This is a genomic window from Streptomyces sp. NPDC002156 (assembly GCF_053593675.1).
The window spans coordinates 33,673-56,149 of record NZ_JBSFDA010000036.1 but is presented as its reverse complement, the minus strand read 5'-3'; the positions used below and the strand labels follow the sequence as shown (position 1 = coordinate 56,149).

Annotated in this window: 20 protein-coding genes and 1 tRNA gene; 1 reads left to right on the top strand and 20 read right to left on the bottom strand. The window is 68.7% G+C overall.

The annotated features are described in order from the left end of the window. Positions 1 to 2: 2 nt before the first annotated feature. From ACWCRB_RS17500 to ACWCRB_RS17405, 20 genes are all read right to left on the bottom strand, one after another. Positions 3 to 551, bottom strand: a complete 549-nt coding sequence (locus tag ACWCRB_RS17500) for a F0F1 ATP synthase subunit B (protein WP_235474809.1) — start codon at positions 549 to 551, stop codon at positions 3 to 5. Positions 552 to 589: 38 nt separating this feature from the next. Further along, a complete protein-coding gene (locus ACWCRB_RS17495) occupies positions 590 to 826 on the bottom strand; it encodes an ATP synthase subunit c family protein (RefSeq protein WP_015657805.1) in 237 nt (78 codons plus the stop codon). Between the two features lie 74 nt (positions 827 to 900). Next, a complete protein-coding gene (gene atpB / locus ACWCRB_RS17490; protein WP_450996890.1) occupies positions 901 to 1,671 on the bottom strand; it encodes a F0F1 ATP synthase subunit A in 771 nt (256 codons plus the stop codon). A gap of 273 nt (positions 1,672 to 1,944) precedes the next feature. Then, positions 1,945 to 2,382, bottom strand: a complete 438-nt coding sequence (locus ACWCRB_RS17485) for a hypothetical protein (RefSeq protein ID WP_450996889.1) — start codon at positions 2,380 to 2,382, stop codon at positions 1,945 to 1,947. 299 nt (positions 2,383 to 2,681) lie between these two features. Then, positions 2,682 to 4,025, bottom strand: coding sequence for an MraY family glycosyltransferase (locus ACWCRB_RS17480; RefSeq protein WP_450996877.1), 1,344 nt, complete (start codon positions 4,023 to 4,025; stop codon positions 2,682 to 2,684). A gap of 126 nt (positions 4,026 to 4,151) precedes the next feature. Continuing rightward, positions 4,152 to 5,399, bottom strand: coding sequence for a serine hydroxymethyltransferase (locus ACWCRB_RS17475; protein ID WP_450996876.1), 1,248 nt, complete (start codon positions 5,397 to 5,399; stop codon positions 4,152 to 4,154). A 256-nt stretch (positions 5,400 to 5,655) separates the two neighbouring features. After that, the gene (locus ACWCRB_RS17470; RefSeq protein WP_389348785.1) at positions 5,656 to 6,336 is read right to left on the bottom strand and encodes an arsenate reductase/protein-tyrosine-phosphatase family protein; all 681 of its coding nucleotides are present in this window, start codon (positions 6,334 to 6,336) and stop codon (positions 5,656 to 5,658) included. Then, complete coding sequence (locus tag ACWCRB_RS17465; protein WP_369033110.1) at positions 6,333 to 6,980, bottom strand: L-threonylcarbamoyladenylate synthase; 648 nt, start codon at positions 6,978 to 6,980, stop codon at positions 6,333 to 6,335. The genes ACWCRB_RS17470 and ACWCRB_RS17465 overlap by 4 nt, the downstream gene beginning before the upstream one ends. Before the next feature lie 53 nt (positions 6,981 to 7,033). Further along, positions 7,034 to 7,873 (bottom strand): peptide chain release factor N(5)-glutamine methyltransferase, encoded by an 840-nt coding sequence (gene prmC / locus ACWCRB_RS17460; RefSeq protein WP_450996888.1) that lies wholly within the window; start codon positions 7,871 to 7,873, stop codon positions 7,034 to 7,036. A gap of 87 nt (positions 7,874 to 7,960) precedes the next feature. Beyond that, on the bottom strand, positions 7,961 to 9,037 hold the full coding sequence (gene prfA / locus ACWCRB_RS17455) for a peptide chain release factor 1 (protein WP_235474814.1): 1,077 nt from the start codon (positions 9,035 to 9,037) through the stop codon (positions 7,961 to 7,963). A gap of 103 nt (positions 9,038 to 9,140) precedes the next feature. After that, a complete protein-coding gene (gene rpmE / locus ACWCRB_RS17450; RefSeq protein WP_235474815.1) occupies positions 9,141 to 9,365 on the bottom strand; it encodes a 50S ribosomal protein L31 in 225 nt (74 codons plus the stop codon). 202 nt (positions 9,366 to 9,567) lie between these two features. Then, complete coding sequence (locus ACWCRB_RS17445) at positions 9,568 to 10,674, bottom strand: LCP family protein (protein WP_450996875.1); 1,107 nt, start codon at positions 10,672 to 10,674, stop codon at positions 9,568 to 9,570. 207 nt (positions 10,675 to 10,881) lie between these two features. Next, a complete protein-coding gene (locus ACWCRB_RS17440; protein ID WP_450996874.1) occupies positions 10,882 to 12,636 on the bottom strand; it encodes a trypsin-like serine protease in 1,755 nt (584 codons plus the stop codon). A gap of 215 nt (positions 12,637 to 12,851) precedes the next feature. Continuing rightward, positions 12,852 to 14,927: a transcription termination factor Rho gene (rho, locus tag ACWCRB_RS17435; RefSeq protein ID WP_450996873.1), complete on the bottom strand. Its 2,076-nt coding sequence runs from the start codon at positions 14,925 to 14,927 to the stop codon at positions 12,852 to 12,854. Positions 14,928 to 15,367: 440 nt separating this feature from the next. After that, the gene (gene thrB, locus ACWCRB_RS17430) at positions 15,368 to 16,297 is read right to left on the bottom strand and encodes a homoserine kinase (protein ID WP_450996872.1); all 930 of its coding nucleotides are present in this window, start codon (positions 16,295 to 16,297) and stop codon (positions 15,368 to 15,370) included. 298 nt (positions 16,298 to 16,595) lie between these two features. After that, positions 16,596 to 17,654, bottom strand: a complete 1,059-nt coding sequence (gene thrC / locus ACWCRB_RS17425) for a threonine synthase (RefSeq protein ID WP_389348778.1) — start codon at positions 17,652 to 17,654, stop codon at positions 16,596 to 16,598. Positions 17,655 to 17,660: 6 nt separating this feature from the next. Further along, positions 17,661 to 18,953, bottom strand: a complete 1,293-nt coding sequence (locus tag ACWCRB_RS17420) for a homoserine dehydrogenase (RefSeq protein WP_235474821.1) — start codon at positions 18,951 to 18,953, stop codon at positions 17,661 to 17,663. Positions 18,954 to 19,131: 178 nt separating this feature from the next. Further along, positions 19,132 to 20,523: a diaminopimelate decarboxylase gene (lysA, locus tag ACWCRB_RS17415; RefSeq protein ID WP_450996871.1), complete on the bottom strand. Its 1,392-nt coding sequence runs from the start codon at positions 20,521 to 20,523 to the stop codon at positions 19,132 to 19,134. Between the two features lie 60 nt (positions 20,524 to 20,583). Continuing rightward, the gene (gene nrtL, locus ACWCRB_RS17410; RefSeq protein ID WP_450996870.1) at positions 20,584 to 21,606 is read right to left on the bottom strand and encodes an ArgS-related anticodon-binding protein NrtL; all 1,023 of its coding nucleotides are present in this window, start codon (positions 21,604 to 21,606) and stop codon (positions 20,584 to 20,586) included. Between the two features lie 118 nt (positions 21,607 to 21,724). After that, the gene (locus ACWCRB_RS17405) at positions 21,725 to 22,189 is read right to left on the bottom strand and encodes a response regulator (RefSeq protein ID WP_235474824.1); all 465 of its coding nucleotides are present in this window, start codon (positions 22,187 to 22,189) and stop codon (positions 21,725 to 21,727) included. 197 nt (positions 22,190 to 22,386) lie between these two features. On the opposite strand from ACWCRB_RS17405, the gene ACWCRB_RS17400 reads away from it, so the two are divergent. Next, positions 22,387 to 22,458: transfer RNA gene (locus tag ACWCRB_RS17400), tRNA-Arg, on the top strand. Positions 22,459 to 22,477 lie beyond the last annotated feature (19 nt).

Sequence of the window (22,477 nt, the reverse complement as noted above, 5' to 3'; positions counted from 1 at the left end):
GCTCATCGAGTCGCCTCGGCCTTCTCCTCGAGGTCGTCGAGGAAGCGGTCGATCACGCGGCTCTGCCGGGCGTGGTCCTCAAGGGACTCGCCTACGAGCTTGCCGGCCAGCTCGGTCGCGAGCTTGCCGACGTCCTGGCGGAGCGCGGACGAGGCGGCCTTGCGGTCGGCGTCGAGCTGGGAGTGACCGGCGGCGACGATCTCCTCGCGCTGCCGCTGGCCTTCCGCGCGCATCTCGGCGATGAGCGTGGCACCCTGCTCCTGCGCCTCCTGGCGCAGCCGCGCGGCCTCGTGCCGGGCCTCGGCGAGCTGAGCCTTGTACTGCTCAAGCACGCTCTGGGCCTCGACCTTCATGGCGTCGGCCTCTTCGATACCGCCCTCGATCGCCGCGCGACGCTCCTCCAGAACCTTGTTGATGTTCGGAAGCAGCTTCTTCCAGAAGAAGAAGAACACGATGGCGAAGGCGATGGTGCCGACGAGCAGCTCGGGGCCGGGCGGGAGGAGCGGGTTCTGCTCTTCCTCGGCGGCGAGCCGCACCAGGTTGTCGATCACATCAGTGCCTTTCGTCGATACGTGTGGGTAAGGAGTGATTACTTACCGAACACGAACGGCATGACGATGCCGATGAGGGCGAGCGCCTCACAGAAGGCGAAGCCCAAGATCTGGTTGGCGCGGATCAGGCCGGCAGCCTCGGGCTGACGAGCGAGGGCCTGGGTGCCGTTGCCGAAGATGATGCCGACGCCGACGCCGGGGCCGATGGCGGCGAGGCCGTAGCCGATGGAACCGAGCGAACCGGAGACAGCGGCAAGGGTCTCAGTGGCAGCCATGCTGAATCTTCCTTCTGTTTCATGTGACCGGCGGGGGTTGGCCACCGGACGCTTGGGGCTTGCGGGAGGTGTGCTCAGTGGTGCTCGGCGAGAGCACCCTGAATGTACGAGCAGGCGAGGAGCACGAAGACGTACGCCTGGACCGCCTGCACGAAAAGCTCGAAGAGGATCATGACGATGGTCATCACGAAGGAGACACCGGCCGCCGGGACCATCGCGCCGTTCAGCAGGTACCAGGAGGCGACCGTGAACATCACCAGCATGAGGTGGCCGGCGAACATGTTGGCGAACAGTCGGACCGCGTGCGTGAACGGCCTCACCAGCAGGTTCGAGAAGAACTCGATGACCATCACGAGCGGCAGCACCGGGCCGAGCGACTTGTCGTAGCCGGTGACGTTCTTGAAGAAGCCGACGAAGCCGTGCTTCTTGAAGGTCAGCGACACCCAGAGCACGTACACGATGGCGGCCAGCACCATCGGGAACGCGATGATCGACGACACCGGGAACTGGGCGAGCGGGATCACCGACCAGATGTTCATGATCCAGATGAAGAAGAACAGCGAGACCATCAGAGGGACGTACTTCTCGCCCTCCTTCTTGCCGAGGGTCTCGTAGACGATGCCGCGGCGTACGAAGTCGTAGCCGGCCTCGCCGATCATCTGGAGCTTGCCCGGCACCACCTTCGCCTTGCCGAAGGCAAGCGTGAAGAAGGTGATGACCAGGAGGGTGGTGATGAGCGCGAGCAGCATCACCTTGTTGAACTCGAACCCGCCGACCGTCGCGATCGGCTGGAAGAGGAACGAGTGCAGGCCCGGTGCCGGGAAGCCGCAGCCGTTGTCGGACATGATCCGACAGTTCCACTCAAAGGCGAGCTGGGTCTGGTCAGCACTCACCACGGGCTCCTTCGGCGTGACGCATGGGTACGGCAACCTCGTTGTGTCGGCGCGGCACGCAGCCGCGGGTCGGCACTGGACTGGTGAAACGGATGTGGGGGCGGCTTTGGGGCATCAAGCCTCGCGATTGAGCAGGCGTCAGCTCAGATGCCCGCGCCCGCGATGCCGCAGTTGGCACCGGACGATAGCAGGAGAACCCGACTGCCTTTATCCCGGCCCTACCCCTCACGATGTCGACCCGGACTTCTCGGACTTTTCAGTCTTCGACGAGTCCGGATCGATGTAGAAGATCTTGGCCTTCATGTGCGCGCGAGCCTGCGCCGCCATCCATACGACGGTCGACACGACCAAGGCGACCGCGAAGGCCTTCGGATTGAAGGCATCGGTGTCCTGGAACAGGCCCACGAAGATCAGCAACAGCAGCAACTGGGCGACATAGAGCATCAACCCCATGGCCTGGAACAGGTGCGGGAGCGTTTTTGCCGTCCACTGCAACACGTAGAGCCCGATACCCATGAAGAGAATCGCGATGACCGTGCCGACCGCGGCACCCAGCGCACCCTTGCCACCGGCGACCCCGGCGCTGACGGCGATGACAATCGCGCCGACAGCCGCTGTGGGGACAGCGGTGTGCAGAAGGTTCCGGGCGTCATTGGACGGCATGGCGGCAACTCCGCTTTCGCAGGGGGCGTGGGGTGTCGTCATGGACGAGCGTAGTCCTGGACGGAGAGTGGATACCTCACACCAATGGACCGTCGCACCACGGTCCTTCGGCTCTGTCCTGGGTTCTCGTGAACCGTATCACAAACTATTTGATGAGGTCTTTACCTGGATGGTGTGCTCGGTGTCACACATGAGAGTGAACCCGCGCGTCTGTGCAGAATCGGCGCCCACTTGTCTGGTATTAGGGCACTTTGTTCGCGCGGGCTCAAGCAAAGTGTTAGTCAGATTCTTACCTTGCGTCAGCGTGACGACCCGGCCTTACGCCGGTCCAGGAGCCGCGAACGAGAGCTGATCGCCGTCGCTCCGTTGACTCCGGAGACCCCGGCCCGCACCGGTGCGTGGTGCTGTTCCGCGGGTACGGAGGGCGTGGACGCGGCGGGCGCCGTCGCCTCGGCCGCCGGCCCCTCCACCGTCCGGCCACGCCGGTAGCGCGGCGGCACGAAGCCCTCGGCCCAGCGTGGGGTGCGCGGGGTGAAGCGCGGCAGCAACAGGAGTACGAGCCCGATCGCGCTCAGTGCCACCACACTGAGGACGATCCACATGGACGCGTTGTTGACCGAGTAGGACAGGGCGCCGAAGCCGATGAGCGCCGACCAGAAGTACATGATCAGGACGGCCCTGCTGTGCGAGTGGCCGACCTCCAGGAGCCGGTGGTGCAGATGCCCCCGGTCGGCCGCGAACGGCGACTGTCCGCGCCAGGTGCGCCGCACGATGGCCAGCACCAGGTCGGCGGCGGGGATCGCGATGATGGTGAGCGGCATCAGCAGCGGGATGTAGACCGGGACCATCTGGTGCACGGTCTCGCGCTCGGACCCGGAGAACAGGTTCATCGCGTCCGGGTCCATCTGCCCGGTGATGGAGATCGCGCCTGCGGCCAGCACCAGGCCGATGAGCATCGACCCGGAGTCGCCCATGAAGATCCGCGCGGGATGCATGTTGTGCGGCAGGAAGCCGAGGCACATGCCCATGAGGATCACCGCGAACAGGGTGGCCGGGGCGGCGGCCTCGATGCCGTACGAGACCCAGATCCGGTAGGCGTAGAGGAAGAACGCGGCCGACGCGATGCACACCATGCCGGCCGCGAGGCCGTCCAGGCCGTCGACGAAGTTCACCGCGTTGATGGTGATGACGACGAGCGCGACCGTCAGCAGGGTGCCCTGCCACTGGGTCAGCGCGACGTTCCCGACGCCCGGGATCGGCAGCCACAGGATCGTCAGACCCTGCATGACCATCACGCCGGCGGCGATCATCTGCCCGCCGAGCTTGATCAGGGCGTCGATCTCGAACTTGTCGTCGAGCACGCCGATCAGCCAGATGAGGGCGGCACCGGAGAGTAGCGCCCTCGGCTCGTTCGACGTCTCGAAGACCTCGTGGAGGTTGGTGAGATGGTCGGCGACCAGCAGACCGGCGCACAGCCCGAAGAACATCGCGATCCCGCCGAGCCGCGGAGTGGGTTCCCGGTGCACGTCACGGGCCCTGATCTCCGGCATCGCTCCGGCCACGATCGCGAACTTCCGTACCGGCCCTGTCAGCAGATACGTCACCGCGGCCGTGATGCAGAGCGTCAGCAGGTATTCACGCACAGGCTTCCCCACAGGTCTCGCTGGCCATCCAGGCCCCACACCCTAGCGAGGGACGCATAAGGTTGGGGACTTCCGGGTAGCGACGATGGTTGCACGCGGGCCTGTGCACGAGTTGACGATTACCCCTCACCGCCCGGGATACGGCGGAAATCTACCGGCCAGCTCCCGCACCTCTTCACGCGCCCCACCACTCTCCACAGCCCCGCGCAGCACACCCGCGACCAGCACCGCGACCCGCGCCATCTCGGCTTCTCCCATCCCCTGCGTGGTCAGCGCCGCCGTCCCGAGCCGCAGTCCGCGGGCCTCCCCATGGGGCAACGCACAGCAGTCCAGAACCACTCCCGCGGCGGAAAGCAGCCCCCGCGCGGTACGTCCGTCCACGCCGAGCGGCGCCGGATCGACGGTGATGAGATGCGTATCGGTCCCGCCCGTGGTGACGATCAGCCCCTCGGCGGCCAGCCCCTCCGCCAGCACGCGCGCGTTGGCGACCACCTGATGGGCGTACGCCGTGAAGGCCGGGGTCGCCGCCTCGCCGAAGGCGACGGCCTTGGCGGCGATCGTGTGCATCTGGGCGCCGCCCTGCGTGAACGGGAAAACCGCCCGGTCGACCCGTTCCGCGAGCTCCGCGCCGCACAGCAGCATCCCGCCGCGCGGCCCGCGCAGCACCTTGTGGGTGGTCGCGCAGACGACATCGGCGTACGGCACGGGACTGGGCGCCGCTCCCCCGGCGACGAGCCCGATGGGGTGGGCCGCGTCGGCGATGAGATAGGCGCCCACCTCGTCGGCGATCTCGCGGAAGAGGGCGTAGTCGATGTGCCGGGGGTAGGCGATGGACCCGCAGACGACGGCCTTGGGGCGGTGGGTACGGGCGAGAGCGCGCACCTGGTCGTAGTCGATGAGCCCGCTCTCGGCATCCACCCCATAGGGCACGAAGTCGAACCAGCGCCCGGAGAAGTTGGCGGGCGACCCGTGGGTGAGGTGGCCGCCGTACGGCAGCCCGAGGGCCAGGACGGTGTCACCGGGGCGCAGGAGGGCGGCGTAGGCGGCCAGTACGGCCGAAGACCCCGAGTGGGACTGGACGTTGGCGTGTTCGGCGCCGAACAGGGCCCTGGCCCGTTCCACGGCGAGGCGCTCGGCGACGTCGACGATCTCGCAGCCGCCGTGGTGCCGGGCGCCGGGATATCCCTCGGCGTACTTGTTGGCGAGCGGCGAGCCCAGCGCGGCCAGTACGGCGGGCGAGGTGAAGTTCTCGGCGGCGATCAGCTGAAGCGTGGTCGCCTGCCGCTGGGCTTCCCCGAGCAGCACTTCGGCGAGCTCGGGATCCTGGCGGCGCAGAACATCAACATCGCTCTCAAGGGCATGTACGACCGACATGACGGGCTCCGGACGTCGACGGTGACGTATGCCCAGGGTAGGCCGCAGCACCCCGAATGGGCGCGTCAACGCCCTGAAGGGGCGCGGGGCTGTATCGATATGCCGCTCCGCCGCGCGGGCGCGACCGGCCTCCGCGCCGGGCCCGTCGTCATCCGCATCCGCGGAGACGCGCCCCAAAGGGGCGCGGGGAACTGCGCGACCGGCCACGACGGACCCGCAGCCGCAAAACGACACACAGAGGCAGGACGATGGGCGCTCAGGCCTTCGCAGGCACCCCGGTCAGCGCTGTCACCACCGGATCCAGCGCCTGCTGTATCTCGTCCCCGATCGACCGGAAGAAGGTCAGAGGGGCCCCGTACGGGTCGTACACCTCGTCCGCCTCCGCCGTGGGGGCGAGGAGCCACCCGCGTAGAGCCGCCGCCGCGCGGACCAGGGCGCGGGCGCGCTGGATCATGCCGTCGTCCAGCGGCGGCAGCGTCGCCGGGTCGATCGCCTTCACCAGGCGGGTGAACTCCTTCAACGTGAACGTGCGCAGGCCCGCCGAGTGCCCCATGGAGATGACCTGCGCGCGATGGTCCCGCGTCGCCGTCAGCACCAGGTCCGCCCGGATCACGTGCTCGTCGAGCAGCTCGCGCCCGGTGAACCCGGAGGGGTCCGCGCCGAACTCCGCGAGGACCGCCTCCGCGTTGGCCTCCATGGGCGCGCCCTCGTGGCCCCACGTACCGGCGCTCTCCACGATCAGGCCGCCCCACAGCGGGTCGCCGAGCCGGTCCGCCAGGGCATGCCTGGTCAGCCGCTCGGTGATCGGTGAGCGGCATACGTTGCCGGTGCTGACATAAAGGATGCGGAAGGCGTCCCGCGAGGCCCCGTCCCAGTGCTGAGTCCCCGTGACCCCCGTACGCGTGCCTATGCCACGCCCCGCGTCAGGGGCTGTCAATTCGCCACCTCGAGGTCGGGGACCACCTTGCGCAGCTCATCGGCCGACAGTGCGCCCGCGCGCAGCAGGACCGGCACCTTGCCCGTGACGTCGACGATCGACGACGGGACGTTCCCGGGCGTAGGACCGCCGTCGAGGTAGACGGAGACGGAGTCGCCGAGCATCTCCTGCGCGGCGTCACAGTCCTCGGGCGCAGGGTGGCCCGTCAGGTTGGCGGAGGAGACCGCCATGGGGCCGACCTCGGTCAGCAGCTCGATGGCGACGGGGTGCAGCGGCATGCGTACGGCGACCGTGCCGCGGGTGTCCCCGAGGTCCCACTGGAGGGACGGCTGGTGCTTGGCGACGAGGGTGAGGGCGCCCGGCCAGAAGGCGTCGACGAGTTCCCAGGCCATCTCGGAGAAGTCCGTGACCAGGCCGTGCAGGGTGTTCGGGGAGCCGATCAGAACGGGCGTGGGCATGCCACGACCACGGCCCTTCGCCTCCAGCAGGTCGTTGACGGCCTCGGAGGAGAACGCGTCGGCACCGATGCCGTAGACCGTGTCGGTCGGGAGGACCACCAGCTCGCCGCGGCGGACGGCGGACGCGGCCTCGCGCAGACCGGTCGTGCGGTCGGTCGCGTCGTTGGTGTCGTATCGCCGAGCCATTTAGCGGGCCTCCTCGTACACGTACTGCTGGGGGTAGAAAGTCTGGGTGACGCTCACGGCATGGCCCTGCGGGCGGTCGCGAAGCGGGGGCGGTTGTTGAGGTCGGGGTGGTCGGCCGCGTCGGCCCAGCCCCGTTCCTCGGTGAAGATCCACGGCACCTGGCCGCCCTGGGTGTCCGCGTGCTCGACGACGACGACGCCGCCGGGACGCAGCAGACGGTGGGCGGTGCGTTCCAGGCCCCGGATGAGTTCGAGGCCGTCCTCGCCGGAGAACAGGGCGAGTTCGGGATCGTGGTCCCGGGCCTCGGGAGCGACGTACTCCCACTCCGTGAGCGGGATGTAGGGCGGGTTGGAGATGACCAGGTCGACCTGGCCGTCGAGGTCGGGGAAGGCGTCCAGGGCGTTGCCCTGCCGCAGGTCGACCCTGGACCCCTCCATGTTCTTGCGGGTCCATGCCAGGGCGTCCTCGGACAGCTCCACGGCGTGCACGCGGGAGCGCGGGACCTCCTGGGCGAGGGCGAGCGCGATGGCGCCGGAGCCGGTGCACAGGTCGACGATCAGCGGCTCGACGACGTCCATCGCCCGGACGGCGTCTATGGCCCAGCCGACGACCGACTCGGTCTCGGGGCGCGGCACGAACACGCCTGGCCCGACCTGGAGTTCCAGGTACCGGAAGAAGGCCCGCCCGGTGATGTGCTGGAGCGGCTCGCGGGCCTCGCGGCGGGCGATGACCTCCCAGTAGCGGGCGTCGAAGTCGGTGTCCTTGACGGTGTGCAGCGTGCCCCGCTTCACGCCGTGCACGAACGCGGCGAGTTCCTCCGCGTCGTTGCGCGGCGAGGGCACACCCGCGTCGGCCAGCCGCTGGGTGGCCTGGGCCACCTCCGCGAGCAGCACGCTGCGGGGGCTCGGGGGCCGTCCCCCAATGTTCTGCTGCACGCTGGTCCTCCGGTACTTGTCACTCGTACGGGGCTCGTACGGGGCTTACGCTGCCGCCAGCTTCGCGGCCGAGTCCGCGTCGACACAGGCCTGGATGACGGCGTCGAGGTCGCCGTCGAGGACCTGGTCGAGGTTGTATGCCTTGAACCCGACGCGGTGGTCCGAGAGGCGATTCTCCGGGAAGTTGTACGTACGGATCTTCTCGGAGCGGTCGACGGTGCGGACCTGGCTGCGGCGGGCGTCGGCGGCCTCCCTCTCCGCTTCCTCCACGGCTGCCGCGAGGAGCCTGGAGCGCAGGATACGCATCGCCTGCTCCTTGTTCTGCAGCTGGCTCTTCTCGTTCTGGCAGGAAGCGACGACTCCGGTGGGAATGTGCGTGATGCGCACGGCGGAGTCGGTCGTGTTGACGGACTGCCCGCCAGGACCGGAGGAGCGGTACACGTCGATGCGGAGGTCGTTCGGGTTGATCTCGACGTCGACCTCCTCCGCTTCCGGGGTCACGAGGACACCGGCGGCGGAGGTGTGGATGCGGCCCTGCGACTCGGTCGCGGGCACACGCTGTACGCGGTGCACACCGCCCTCGTACTTCAGGCGGGCCCAGACGCCCTGGCCGGGCTCGGTGGCGCCCTGGCCGCCCTTGGTCTTCACGGCGACCTGGACGTCCTTGTAGCCGCCCAGCTCGGACTCGGTGGCGTCGATGATCTCGGTCTTCCAGCCGACGCGCTCGGCGTACCGCAGATACATCCGCAGGAGGTCGCCGGCGAACAGGGCGGACTCGTCGCCGCCGGCGCCCGCCTTGACCTCAAGGATCACGTCCTTGTCGTCGTTGGGGTCCCGGGGAACGAGCAGCAGGCGCAGCTTCTCGGTGAGCTCCTCGCGCTGCTTCTCCAGTTCCTTGACCTCGGCGGCGAAGTCGGGGTCGTCGACGGCGAACTCCTTCGCCGTGCCGATGTCGTCCCCGGTCTGCTTCCAGGAGCGGTAGGTCGCGACGATCGGGGTCAGCTCGGCGTAGCGCTTGTTGAGCTTGCGCGCGTTGGCCTGGTCGGCGTGGACCGACGGGTCGGCGAGCTTCTTCTCCAGGTCGGCGTGCTCGGTGAGCAGATCCTCGACGGCCTCGAACATGGGGGCTCCTGAAAACGTGTGGTGCGTGGGGGAAGGCGGGCGACCAAAAACGCCGGTCCAGGTACGCCCCGGAGGGCGACCGTGGACCGGCGCTGGTGCCTCGCTACTTCTTGGAGCCGGCAGTGGCCTTGCCGAAGCGGGCCTCGAAGCGGGCCACACGGCCACCGGTGTCGAGGATCTTCTGCTTGCCCGTGTAGAACGGGTGGCACTCGGAGCAGACCTCGGCGCGGATGTTGCCGCTCGTGATCGTGCTGCGGGTGGTGAACGACGCGCCACAGGTGCAGCTGACCTGCGTCTCGACGTACTCGGGGTGGACTTCGCGCTTCAAGGGGTTCTCCTAGATTCGGGAGGGCACCGGGTCGCCTCCGCGGGATGCGGGTGCGTGAACCGGGGCCGACGTACCAGTCTGCCAGGACTGGGCGCATCCCCCAAAACCGGGGGTGGGGGTTGGATATTCCCTGCGGGTGCGTGGGGCTTCTCGCGCAGTTCCCCGCGCCCCTGAAAAACGGAGGGCTGCGCCCTCCTGTTTTTCAGCTCACCACTCCTGCCGCGTCTCCCTTTGCCGTGTCCTTTGTTGCGGCTGCCGGGATGGGCTTGTCCGCCTTCAGGGCGTTCCAGACCAGTTGGGCCTTGGTGTCGTCCACTATCACCCTGTTGGGGTTGGACGGGTCGTACTCCACCGGCATGGTGATCATGGTCATGTTGGTGGAGCTGATGCTCTTCAGGCCCGTGGCGAAGGAGGTCAGGGAGCGGACCGAGCCCAGGTCGGAGTCCGTGGTGATCGCCTTGGTGGCCGTGTCCGCCAGGTCGAAGAGCTTCTTGGGGTTCGTCAGGACGCCTACGTCCTTGATCTGGTCGACCAGGGCCCTGATGAACGCCTGCTGGAGCTGGATGCGGCCCAGGTCGGAGCCGTCGCCGACGCCGTGGCGGGTGCGGACCAGGCCGAGGGCCTGCTTGCCGTTCAGCTTGTGTGTGCCGGCCTTCAGGTTCAGGTGGCTGTCCGAGTCCTTGATGTCCTCCGTCGTGGTGATCTCCACGCCGCCCAGCTCGTCGACGAGCTTCTGGAAGCCGGTGAAGTCGACCTCGATGTAGTGGTCCATCCGGATACCGGTGAGCGACTCGACGGTCTTCACCGCGCAGGCGGCGCCCCCCGTGGAGTACGCGGAGTTGAACATCACGCCCTTCGCCGCGTCGTGCGTGACGCCCTTGGCGTCGGTGCACGTGGGCCGGTCGACGAGGGTGTCCCGGGGGACGGAGACGACACTGGCCTTCTTGTGGCCCTCGTACACATGGACGATCATCGCGGTGTCCGAGCGGGCGCTGCCGTCGTCCGTACCGCCGCCGAGCTTCTTGTTGGCGCCGGAGCGGGTGTCCGAGCCCAGGACCAGGATGTCCTCGGAGCCGTTGTCGACGTTGGTCGGGCGGTCGGTGCCCAGGACCTGGTTGATGTCGACGCTCTTGATGTTGCCGTTGAGCTTGAAGTACACGTACCCGAGTCCGGTACCGCCGAGCACGACGATGGCCGCGGCGATCCAGGCAGTGACGAGGAGCGCCCTGGAGTGCTTGCCGCGGGGCTTGCGGCGGCTGCGCCTCTTCGCTGGATCAGCGGGATCAAGCGGATCGCTCTCGGCGGACATGTGTTCCCCTCGGTCTCGTCCGGTCGGTTACCCCCTGCTTTCAGGGCCAGTCCTTGTTCCGTCGTAACCGGTCAGTCAGACGGTCATTACGGAAAAAGGGTTGCACAACGAACTGTGCCCTTCGCGTGGTGCGAAGGGCACAGTTCGTGACCGAACGGACGGGATGTTCCTCGGAAAGGACTCAGAGGACCCCGTTCACCTGCGGGTTCAGCTGATGATGTCCCACTGCTTGTAGTCGGTTCCGACGGACTTCGGCGTGCCGAAGATCGCACTCGTGCCCTTGCCGGTGCCCGGGTACAGGTACATCACTCCGGCGGGCGTACGGGCCAGGAAGTCGGCCTTTCCGTCACCGGTCACGTCACCGGGGGTGACCAGGGTGTTGAAGCCGCTCCAGGAGCGGACCTTGACCCGGGGCACGAAGGCCTGGGAGCCGGTCTTGCCGTTGCCCTTGAGGAGGTAGCCGACTCCGCCGGTCTTGGTGCGGGCCAGCAGGTCGGCCTTGCCGTCACCGGTGAAGTCGCCGTGGCCGACGATGGTGCTGTACTGGTTCCAGCCGGTGGAGACCTTGGACGGCGACCCGAAGGTGCCGTTGCCGTTGCCCGGGTAGATCCACAGGGCACCAGCCGAGTCGACCGACAGGACGTCGGGCTTGTAGTCGCCGGTGACGTCGCCCGGGGTGATGATCCGGGTGCGGCTCTTCCAGTTGGCGAAGATCTGCGTCGTGGCCCAGGACTCGCTGTCGGGCACGTAGTGCATCCAGTAGACGGCGCCGGTGGCACTGTCGCGGACCACCAGGTCCTGGTAGTCGTCCCGGTTCAGGTCGGTCTGGAGGACGACGTTGACGCCGTCCCAGTTGCCCCAGACCACGCTCGGGCCGAAGCTCGTGCCCTTGGAGTCCTTCTCGTAGCCGACCTTGGTGGAGGCGCGGCGCAGCCACAGGTCCGCCAGCTGGTCGCCGCTGAGGTTGGCGTCCTCGACGCGCGGGTACACCGCGCCGACGTACGAGGTGACCTTCGAGAAGACGCTGTAGGCGCCCTTCTCGACGCAGTCCGTCACACCCCACGAGACGACGCCGACGACCTTGCCTGCGACCACGAGCGGTCCGCCGGAGTCGCCGTTGCAGGCGGTGGTGGTGCCGGTGTCGCTGCCGGTGGCGGGCGTGCCCGCGCAGACCATGTGGCCCGCGACGAAGTCGGTGCCGTAGGCGCCATTGCAGGTGGCGTCGGACTGGATGGGCAGCGTGGCCGTCTTCAGCGTCGGGGAGATGTCCTGGGTGGTGGACGTGGTGCGTCCCCAGCCGAAGACCTTGGCGTTGGTGAGCGCCTTGTAGGAGACGGTGTCACCGGCCGTCGTCATCCGGATCGGCGCGGCCTTGACGGGGTACGCCAGCGTCAGGACGGCGACGTCGTTGTCGAACGTCACCGAGCTGTACGACGGGTTGTTCCACTGGCGCCAGACGCCCGAGACCGTCCCGTTCGTGTTCCCGTCGGCGTCCGGAAGCGTCGCGGTGCCGGTGACGACGGCGCCGTTGGCCTTCCAGTTGTAGCCCTTGACGCAGTGCGCGGCGGTGAGGATCTTGGTGGGCGCGATGACGGCGCCGCCGCAGAAGAAGTCGACGTCGTCGCCGGTCGCGTCCGGCGTGCCCTTGTCGTCGTAGTACCAGAGCTGCGCCATGTACGGCGCCGCCGAGATGGTGGTCGTCGAACCACCGATGATCTTCGCGTCCTTGGTGCCACCGACGGAGCCGGCGGTGAGCGAGGTCTTCTTGGACGCCAGGGTGCCGTCGCCGGTGGCCGCGCCCGCGACGCGCTCCTTCAGCTCCGCGGTGCTCGGCACCGCGCTGCGGCTCAGGTCGGCGGTGGGCTGCGGCAGCGCGGTGGCGGCGTTCGCGGACGACATCATCAGCGCGCCCGTGACCGCGGCGGCGAGGCCGGCGGCAACGAAAGGAACGGCGATCCGCACACGACGTCTGTGGCGGCCCTCACCGGACAGGGATATACCCACTCAAGTCCCCCCTAGGGATCGTCAGTTCGGGCACCCCACAGGAACCGGCCCGAAGAGCGCGATCGTACACCTGTCCCAAACACCACAAAGGGCCACCCCTGGAACAAGAGGTGACCCTTTGTGGACTGCTTGCCGGCCGTTTACCGGCCGTCGGTCGTTCCGTTTACCGACCGTCAGTCGTTGCCGTTGCCCGGCGTCGTCTTCTGGATCTGCATCAGGAACTCGGCGTTCGACTTCGTCTGCTTCATCTTGTCGAGGAGCAGTTCGACCGCCTGCTGCTGGTCGAGCGCGTGCAGCACCCGGCGCAGCTTCCAGACGACCCCGAGCTCGTCGGGGGCGAGCAGGATCTCTTCCTTACGGGTACCGGACGCGTCGACGTCCACCGCCGGGAAGATGCGCTTGTCGGCGAGCTTCCGGTCGAGCTTCAGCTCGGCGTTGCCGGTGCCCTTGAACTCCTCGAAGATGACCTCGTCCATGCGGGACCCGGTGTCCACCAGCGCGGTGGCGAGGATGGTCAGCGAGCCGCCGTCCTCGATGTTGCGGGCCGCACCGAAGAAGCGCTTCGGCGGGTACAGGGCGGTCGAGTCGACACCACCGGACAGGATGCGGCCGGAGGCCGGGGCGGCGAGGTTGTACGCACGGCCCAGACGCGTGATCGAGTCGAGCAGCACGACGACGTCGTGACCCAGCTCCACCAGACGCTTGGCGCGCTCGATGGCCAGCTCCGCGACCGTGGTGTGGTCCTCGGCCGGGCGGTCGAAGGTCGAGGAGATGACCTCGCCCTTCACCGACCGCTGCATGTCGGTGACCTCTTCCGGACGCTCGTCGACCAGGACGACCATCAGGTGGCACTCAGGGTTGTTGTGCGTGATCGCGTTGGCGATCGCCTGCATGATCATGGTCTTGCCGGTCTTCGGCGGGGCCACGATCAGACCGCGCTGGCCCTTACCGATCGGCGCGACGAGGTCGATGATGCGGGTGGTGAGGATGCCCGGGTCCGTCTCCAGACGGAGGCGGTCCTGCGGGTAGAGCGGGGTCAGCTTGTTGAACTCCGGGCGGCCACGGCCGTGTTCGGGCGCCATGCCGTTGACGGAGTCGAGGCGGACGAGCGCGTTGAACTTCTCGCGGCGCTCCCCTTCCTTCGGCTGACGGACCGCGCCGGTGACGTGGTCGCCCTTGCGCAGGCCGTTCTTGCGGACCTGGGCGAGGGAGACGTACACGTCGTTCGGGCCCGGCAGATAGCCGGAGGTCCGGATGAAGGCGTAGTTGTCGAGGATGTCCAGGATGCCCGCGACGGGGATCAGGACGTCGTCGTCGGCGACCTGCGGCTCGTTCGGGCCGAACTCCTCGCGCCCGCGACGGCCCCGGCGGTCCCGGTAGCGGCCACGGCGTCCGCGGCGTCCGCCGTCGAAGTCGTCCCCGTCCTCATCGGCCCGGGGGCCGTTGTCGCGCGGCCCGCTGTCACGCTGGTCGCGCTGCTGGCGGTCCTGGCGCTCGGCACGGTCCTGGCGGCCCTGACGGCCGTCGGCCTGACGGCCGTCACCCTGCTGGCCCTGGCCCTGCTGGGTACCGCGCTGCTGGGCGCCGCCCTGCTGCTCGTCGCCCTTGTTGCCCCGGCGGTCGCGGTCCCGGCCGCGGTCTCCGCGGTCCCGGCGGTCGCGGCGGCCCTGACGGCCGTCGCCGTCACCGGCGTCGGCCTGCGGCTGCGCGGCCGGCGTCTCGGCCTTCGGCTCGCTCTTCGCCTCGGCGACAACCGTCTCGGGGCTGCCGGCCTCGGCCGTGGCGCGGCGCCGACCACGCCCGACCGGGGCGTCGTCGCTGGCGGGCTGACCGGGGATCTCGATCTGCTGCTGGGCCACGGCCTTCTCGGCGGGCGCCTCGACCTGCACGGCCGCCTTCTGCTCTGCGGCGGCGGGCGCGGCGTCCTCGCCCGTACGGGCCTTGGAGGTGGCGCGGCGCTTCGGCTTGGCCTCGGCGGCGTCCCCGGCGGGGGAGGCGGCCTTGGAGGTCCCGCCTCCGGCCTGCGCCTCCTTGATGACCTCGATCAGCTGGCTCTTGCGCATCCGCGCAGTGCCCTTGATACCGAGGCCGGATGCGACCTGCTGCAGCTCGGCCAGCACCATGCCGTCGAGGCCGGTACCGCGGCGCCGCCGGGAGCCGGCACCCGTGGCAGGCGCGGAGGCGTCCGTGGAGGGCGCGGCAGCGGTCTCCTCGACACGTGCGCCCATCAGATCGGTGGTGTCGCTCACGAAGGGTCCTTCCCTGGAGCGGACGTCGGCCTGTCTGGCACGGCGACCGGTTGTGCTGTCCGGCTTCGGTCCTTCATGAGTGGACCGTGCCGGGGCGGTGGTCCGCCGAAGCGGCGGAAGAGGTTTCTGGTGATGGCGTTTCCCAAAGCCATGACACTGAGTGTCCGTGTCAGGCGGCTTGGTCACACCGGTTCCGGAGCGTGCCCTGAATGCCGCTCAGCGCCTGCACACGACGAATGGAACGCCGCATGAAACACAGAGTGGCTTGGGAGGCTCCCGGAAGAATGTCTGTCCCGGACGGGGACACAAAGCACCTCGCCATGGTGGGGTCGGGTGCAGACTTGAGGTTAACACTACCGGATCCAACAAACATTCCCCCTCTCGAAATCCGGCAACGGTATGTAGTTGAATGTCACAGCGTCGGAGGTCACGGCGTTGATTCAGCTCTCCCCGGGTGCCGCGAGCGGCATGACACTCGCGCCCCGGGCGTCGAGACCGAGCCGATTGGCGGCCCAGCCCTCGCCCGCCAGCCGGGAGACCTTGTCGGCCGTGGCCTCGTCGGCCAGCGCAAGCACCGTGGGCCCCGCACCGGAGATCACTGCGGGGATGCCGTCGGCCCGCAGCCGCTCCACCAGCGCCGCACTCTCCGGCATGGCGGGGGCGCGGTAGTCCTGGTGCAGCCGATCCTCGGTGGCCGGCAGCAAAAGCTCAGGACGCCTGGTCAGCGCCTCGACGAGCAGGGCGGCGCGCCCAGCGTTTGTCGCGGCGTCGACGTGCGGGACGGTGCGCGGCAGGAGACCGCGCGCGGTCTCGGTCAGAACCGGCTTCCCCGGCACGAAAACCACCGGAACGATGGAACGGTGCGGCTCCATCCTGATCGCCCGGGCGGCTCCGGCCTCCATCCAGGAGAGCGTGAACCCGCCGAGGAGACAGGCTGCGACGTTGTCGGGGTGGCCCTCGATCTCGGTGGCGAGTTCGAGCAGCGCCTCGTCGTCGAGCCGACTGTCGCCGCCTATGGTGACGGCCCGCGCGGCGACGATGCCGGCGCAGATGGCGGCCGAGGAGGAGCCGAGCCCCCGCCCGTGCGGAATGCGGTTGGCGCACACGATCTCAAGCCCGCGCGGCTGTCCGCCCAGCAGGTCGAAGGCGGTGCGCAGGGACCGTACGAGGAGGTGGTTCTCGTCGCGCGGGAGGGTCTCGCTGCCCTCACCCGCGATGTCGATGTGCAGCCCGGAGTCGGCCACCCGGACGACCACGTCGTCGTACAACCCCAGCGACAGGCCCAGGGCGTCGAAGCCCGGACCGAGATTGGCGCTGGTGGCGGGGACGCGCACCCGGACGGCGGCGGCGCGGAACGCTGGACCGGCCATCGCTCGATGACTCTCCTTGAGCTGCGATTTCGTCGAAGACATGCGATACGACACTGGAGAACGGCTACTGAAATACGGCTGAGGACCTGCACGGAGACCCTCAGGCCGCTGGGACGACGCGGCGCCGTGCCATGTGCCGGGGCATATGCGGCGGGCGGGTTCACCCCAGCTTATCGAAGGAAGGTTCTGTGGCGACATAGGGCGCACAGGAGGCGCACGATGCGTGTCGTAAGCCCCCTGTGCACCCGCCGTAGGGACTACGTAGGGAGTACCCCGGTTCGGATGGTCAGTACCCGGTCTACGCGAGTCCGAGTCGCTCGGCTGCGGTCGCGGCGTCCACGGGCACGACGACCGGCTTCGGTGCGCCCTCTGTGGCCCAGCCCGGGTCCTTCAGACCGTTGCCGGTGACCGTGCAGACGATGGTCTGGCCCGGGTCGACCTTGCCCTGCTCGGCCAGCTTCAGCAGTCCGGCGACGGACGCGGCGGACGCCGGCTCGACGAAAACGCCCTCCTGCGCGGCCAACAGCCGGTAGGCGCGCAGGATCTCACGGTCCGTCACCTCGTCGATGAGGCCGCCCGAGTCGTCGCGCGCGGCCAGCGCCTGCTTCCAGGACGCAGGGTTGCCGATACGGATCGCGGTGGCGAGCGTCGAGGGGTCCTTGACGACCTCGCCGCGCACGATCGGGGCACTGCCGGACGCCTGGAACCCCCACATGCGCGGGGTGCGCCGGGCGATGCCGTCGGCGGCGTACTCGGTGTAGCCCTTCCAGTACGCGGTGATGTTGCCCGCGTTGCCGACCGGCAGGACATGGATGTCGGGCGCGTCGCCGAGCATGTCGACGATCTCGAAGGCGGCCGTCTTCTGTCCCTCGATACGCACCGGGTTGACCGAATTCACCAGCGCCACCGGGTAGTTGTCGCTGAGCGACCGGGCGAGGGTGAGGCAGTCGTCGAAGTTGCCGTCGACCTGGAGGATCTTGGCGCCGTGGACGAGCGCCTGCCCCATCTTGCCGAGGGCGATCTTGCCCTGCGGCACGAGCACGGCCGAGACCATGCCCGCGCGCACGGCGTAGGCGGCGGCGGAGGCAGAGGTGTTGCCCGTGGAGGCACAGATAACGGCCTTGGCCCCCTCCTCCTTCGCCCGGGTGATGGCCATGGTCATCCCGCGGTCCTTGAAGGACCCGGTGGGGTTGGCGCCCTCCACCTTCAGGTGGACCTCGCAGCCCGTGCGCTCGGAGAGCACCTGCGCGGGGACGAGGGGCGTGCCGCCCTCGCGGAGCGTCACGACCGGCGTGCTGTCGGAGACGGGCAGCCGGTCCCGGTACTCCTCGATGATTCCGCGCCACTGGTGGGTCATTGCTGGTTACTCTCCTTCAACCCGCATGATGCTGGCGACACCCCGCACGGTGTCGAGCTTGCGCAACGCCTCGACGGTTCCGCCCAGGGCGGCGTCGGACGCACGATGGGTGACGACGACGAGGGATGCCTCGCCGTCCTTGCCCGTCTGCCGAACCGTATCGATGGAAACCCCGTGCTCGGCGAACACGGTGGCCACCTGGGCGAGAACACCCGGTTTGTCGGCGACGTCGAGGCTGATGTGGTAGCGCGTGACGACATCGCCCATGCCCGACACGGGCAGCGCGGCGTACGCCGACTCGCCGGGCCCGGTGGCCCCGTTCAGCCGGTTGCGGCACACGGCGACGAGGTCGCCGAGCACAGCGGACGCGGTCGGCGCACCGCCGGCGCCGGGCCCGTAGAACATCAACTGACCACTGGCATCGGACTCGACGAACACGGCGTTGTACGCGCCACGCACGGAGGCGAGCGGATGCGTCAGCGGAATCATGGCCGGATGCACACGCGCGGTGACGGACTGCCCGTCCCCGGCCCGCTCACAGATGGCGAGCAGCTTGATGGTGCAGCCCATGTTCCTGGCGGAGGCGAAGTCGGAGGCAGTGACCTCGGTCATACCCTCGCGGTAGACGTCGTCGAGCCGCACGCGCGTGTGGAAGGCGATTCCGGCGAGGATGGCGGCCTTGGCGGCGGCGTCGAAGCCTTCGACATCGGCGGTGGGGTCGGCCTCGGCGTACCCAAGGGCGGTGGCCTCATCAAGGGCCTCCTGATAGCCGGCCCCCGTGGAGTCCATCTTGTCGAGGATGAAGTTAGTAGTGCCATTGACGATCCCCAGCACCCGGTTCACCTTGTCACCGGCGAGGGACTCACGCAGCGGCCGGATGAGAGGAATCGCACCGGCGACGGCGGCCTCGTAGTACAGGTCGGCGTCGTGGTCCTCGGCGGCGGCGTGGAGAGCTGCGCCGTCTTGGGCGAGGAGGGCCTTGTTGGCGGAGACGACGGACGCGCCGTGCTCGAAGGCGGCGGTGATGAGGGAGCGAGCGGGCTCGATACCCCCGATGACCTCGACGACAACATCGATGTCGCCGCGTTTGACGAGGGCGGTGGCGTCGGTGGTGACAAGGGCGGGGTCAATTCCCTCACGCACCTTGGAGGGCCGGCGAACGGCAACGCCTGCAAGCTCAACGGGAGCGCCGATCCTGGCGGCGAGATCGTCGGCGTGCGTCGTCATGATGCGCGCCACCTCTGAGCCGACAACCCCACAGCCCAGCAGCGCCACCTTCAGCGGACGCGTACGCATCATCCGACCTCGTTTCCTCATACCGTCTAGGTTCGACAAGTCTCACTCACCGGACTGAAGTTTCTATCCATCGTCCGGATCGTGAGATGTTTATTTCGTTTTCCGGGCGGCGGAAGACAGGAGATCTTCCGCCGCGCGGTGTGCAGCGGGTTTCTTTGGTCTCATCCCACGTCGAGTGGTCTCATCCCACGTCGAGACGGAGAAGATCCTCCTCGGTCTCCCGCCTCACGATCACCCGCGCCTCGCCTTCCCGCACGGCGACGACGGGCGGCCGAAGGGCGTGGTTGTAGTTGCTGGCCATGGACCGGCAGTACGCACCGGTCGCCGGCACCGCGATCAGGTCACCGGGTGCCAGGTCGGCGGGCAGGAAGGCGTCCTTGACGACGATGTCCCCGCTCTCGCAGTGCTTGCCGACGACCCGCACGAGCATGGGCGCGGCCTCGGAGGTCCGGGAGACGAGAGCGACGCTGTACTCGGCGTCGTACAGCGCGGTCCGGATGTTGTCGGACATGCCTCCGTCGACGGACACGTAGGTGCGGAGATTTTCGAGGGGCTTGATGGTGCCGACCTCGTAGAGGGTGAAGGCGGTGGGGCCGACGATGGCGCGCCCGGGCTCGACAGAGATACGAGGAGTGCTGAGCCTGGCGGCCTCGCACTCCCGACTGACGATCTCCGTCAGAGCCTTGGCGATCTCGTGGGGCTCGCGGGGATCGTCGTCGCTGGTGTAAGCAATCCCGAGCCCACCACCGAGATCAATCTCGGGCAGCTCGACCCCGTGCTCGTCACGAATGTCCTTGAGCAGCCCGACGACGCGATGCGCGGCGACCTCGAACCCGGACATGTCGAAGATCTGGGACCCGATGTGCGAGTGAATGCCGATCAGCTCAAGCCCATCGAGCTGAAGGGCCCGCCGCACAGCCTCGGCGGCCTGGCCACCGGCAAGCGGAATACCGAACTTCTGGTCTTCATGGGCGGTGGCGATGAACTCGTGCGTATGAGCCTCGACACCGACGGTGATACGAATCTGCACGCGCTGCCGCTTACCGAGGGACTGCGCGATGTGGGCGACGCGCACGATCTCCTGGAAGGAGTCGAGCACGATCCGCCCGACACCGGCGCGAATGGCGGTCTCGATCTCCTCGACGGACTTGTTGTTGCCGTGGAAGGCGATGCGATCGGCGGGCATACCGGCGGAGAGGGCAGTGGTCAGCTCACCCCCCGAGCAGACGTCAAGATTGAGCCCCTCGTCGTGCAACCACCGCACAACGGCACGCGAGAGAAACGCCTTACCGGCGTAAAAGACGTCGGCGTCGGGCCCGAAGGCGGTACGCCAGGCGCGGGCACGCTCACGGAAGTCAGTCTCGTCGAGGAAATAGGCCGGGGTACCGAACTCCTCGGCAAGCGTCGTGACCTCAACCCCTCCCACGGTGACGACACCGTCGGGGGTACGGGTGACAGTGGACGCCCAGACCTTCCCATCGAGGGCGTTGAGGTCGGCGGGCGGCGCGGAGGGATGCCCCTCGGGCAGCACATCGGCGTGGCGGGGCCCGGCGGGGTGTGCGGAACGGCTCATGGCTGGTGCGGCTTCCTCAGAGGTGTCAAGACATGTCGGTCCAGACATGTCAGAGGTATGTCAAAGGTATTCGGGTACGTCGATGCCGAGCAGGGACAGGCCGCCGGCCAGCACCGTCCCGGCGGCTTCGGCGAGCGCGAGCCGGGACCGATGGGCGGCCGAGGGTTTCTCGTCGCCGAGCGGCAGCACGGTGGGCGTGAAGGCGAGCGTGGCATCGGCGACGGTGACGAGATGCCGGGCGAGCCGGTCCGGGGCGCGGTGGGTGGCGGCGCTGAGGAGGAGGCGGGGGTGGTCGGCGAGGGGGGTGAGGAGCGGGGGCTGCGATACGTCGGTGAGGTCACCGGGGTACGCCGTGAAGCCGAGCTCGGCGGCGTTACGACCGAGGGCGCGAGTACGGGCGTAGGCGTAACGCACCCGGAAGAGGGGGTTGCTCTCCCGCTGGACCAGGTGCTCGGCGCCGATACGGGGCCGGTCGTGGGGCGCGGGGTGGAGGAGGGCCCAGCGGGCGGCGTCGGGGCCGAGGGGGGTGGGGTCGTGGGGGGCTGGGGGGAGGGTGCGGAGGTCGAGAGTCCCGAGAGTCCCGACGTCATGGGCGGCACTCTGTCGGCTGCTGCCGCGCTGGATGTGAACCCGGCCGCCTTGGGCGGCGAGGATGCGTGCGAGGGCGTCGGCGAGGGTTTCGGCGCGGACGTCACTCTTGTTGGGCAGCACTACTGAGAGCACCTGGCCGACGAGGACGTCGCTGTGCCCGTACCGCAGACCCTGCCGGAGAATCTCGCGGACGAGGGCTGCGGGGGCGGCGCTGTCGAGGCTGATGTTGAGGAATCCGGGCCCGGTGATCTCGACGTCGCGGATACCGGGGGCGACGCTGATCCGCTCGCGCAGCACTTCGGCGACGTAGCGGGGGGTGCGTCCGGCGGGCCGGGCCAGCTGCAGCGCGATGTTCGTGGCGTAGTCCCCGGTGCCGCCGGGCCCGGGCGCGGAAACGACGGCGCGTGCGGGGACGGCGACGCTGAGCTCTCCCTCGTCGACAGCACGACGTACCGCGCACAGCACGGTACGGGACAGCTCGACGGGGGTCACGGGACAAGGGTATGGGAGGAGGGGGGTGGGGGTGCGACTGGGTTTGCGGGGGTCCGGTATGTGGACGGGGAGAGCGGCGGCGGTGAGAGACGGGAGGACTGGGAGAAGAGTGCCCGGGTCAGCCGCTCGCGCCCCAGCCGGCGCGCTCGGCTTCGTTGGGGGCGCCGAGGGGTGGCGCGAGGGCGCTCTCGAGGGAGGCGCTGTCCCGTCCGCGCTCGGCCAACTGCCGTACGAGGCCGATGAGTTCGGCGGGGTCGAAGGGCTTGGCGAGAAAGGCGTCGACGCCGACATCGAGGCCGGCCTCGACCTCGTACTGCGAACAGGCGCTGATGATGGCGAGGGGCAGGTCGCGAGTACGGGGGTCGGCGCGCAGACGGGCGGCGGTGCGCAGACCGTCGAGCCGGGGCATCGCGACGTCGAGGGTGACGACATCGGGGCGCACCTGATGAACGACTTCCAGACACTCGGCACCGTCAGCAGCGGTCACGACCTCGAAACCCTCCAGTTCGAGGTTGACCCTGATCAGCTGCCGGATGACCTTGTTGTCGTCCACAACAAGCACCCGGCCGGACACGCCTGGCACAAGTCGAGGGTAGGTCGAGACCGGCCACCGCGTCCGGCTTTTCCCCACTTCCACGCGCGCGAGGGGGGCGCGGGCCCCCTCCCCTTCCACTCGTGCGAGGAGGTGCCGGCACCTCCCCTGGACCCCCAAAACCCGTTCATGAACACCCCGGACGAGCTGGTAGGGTTTCACTCGTCACCGCGCAACGCGCCAGACACGCCCCCGTAGCTCAGGGGATAGAGCAACGGCCTCCGGAGCCGTGTGCGCAGGTTCGAATCCTGCCGGGGGCACCTTGCAGAAGGTGCCCAA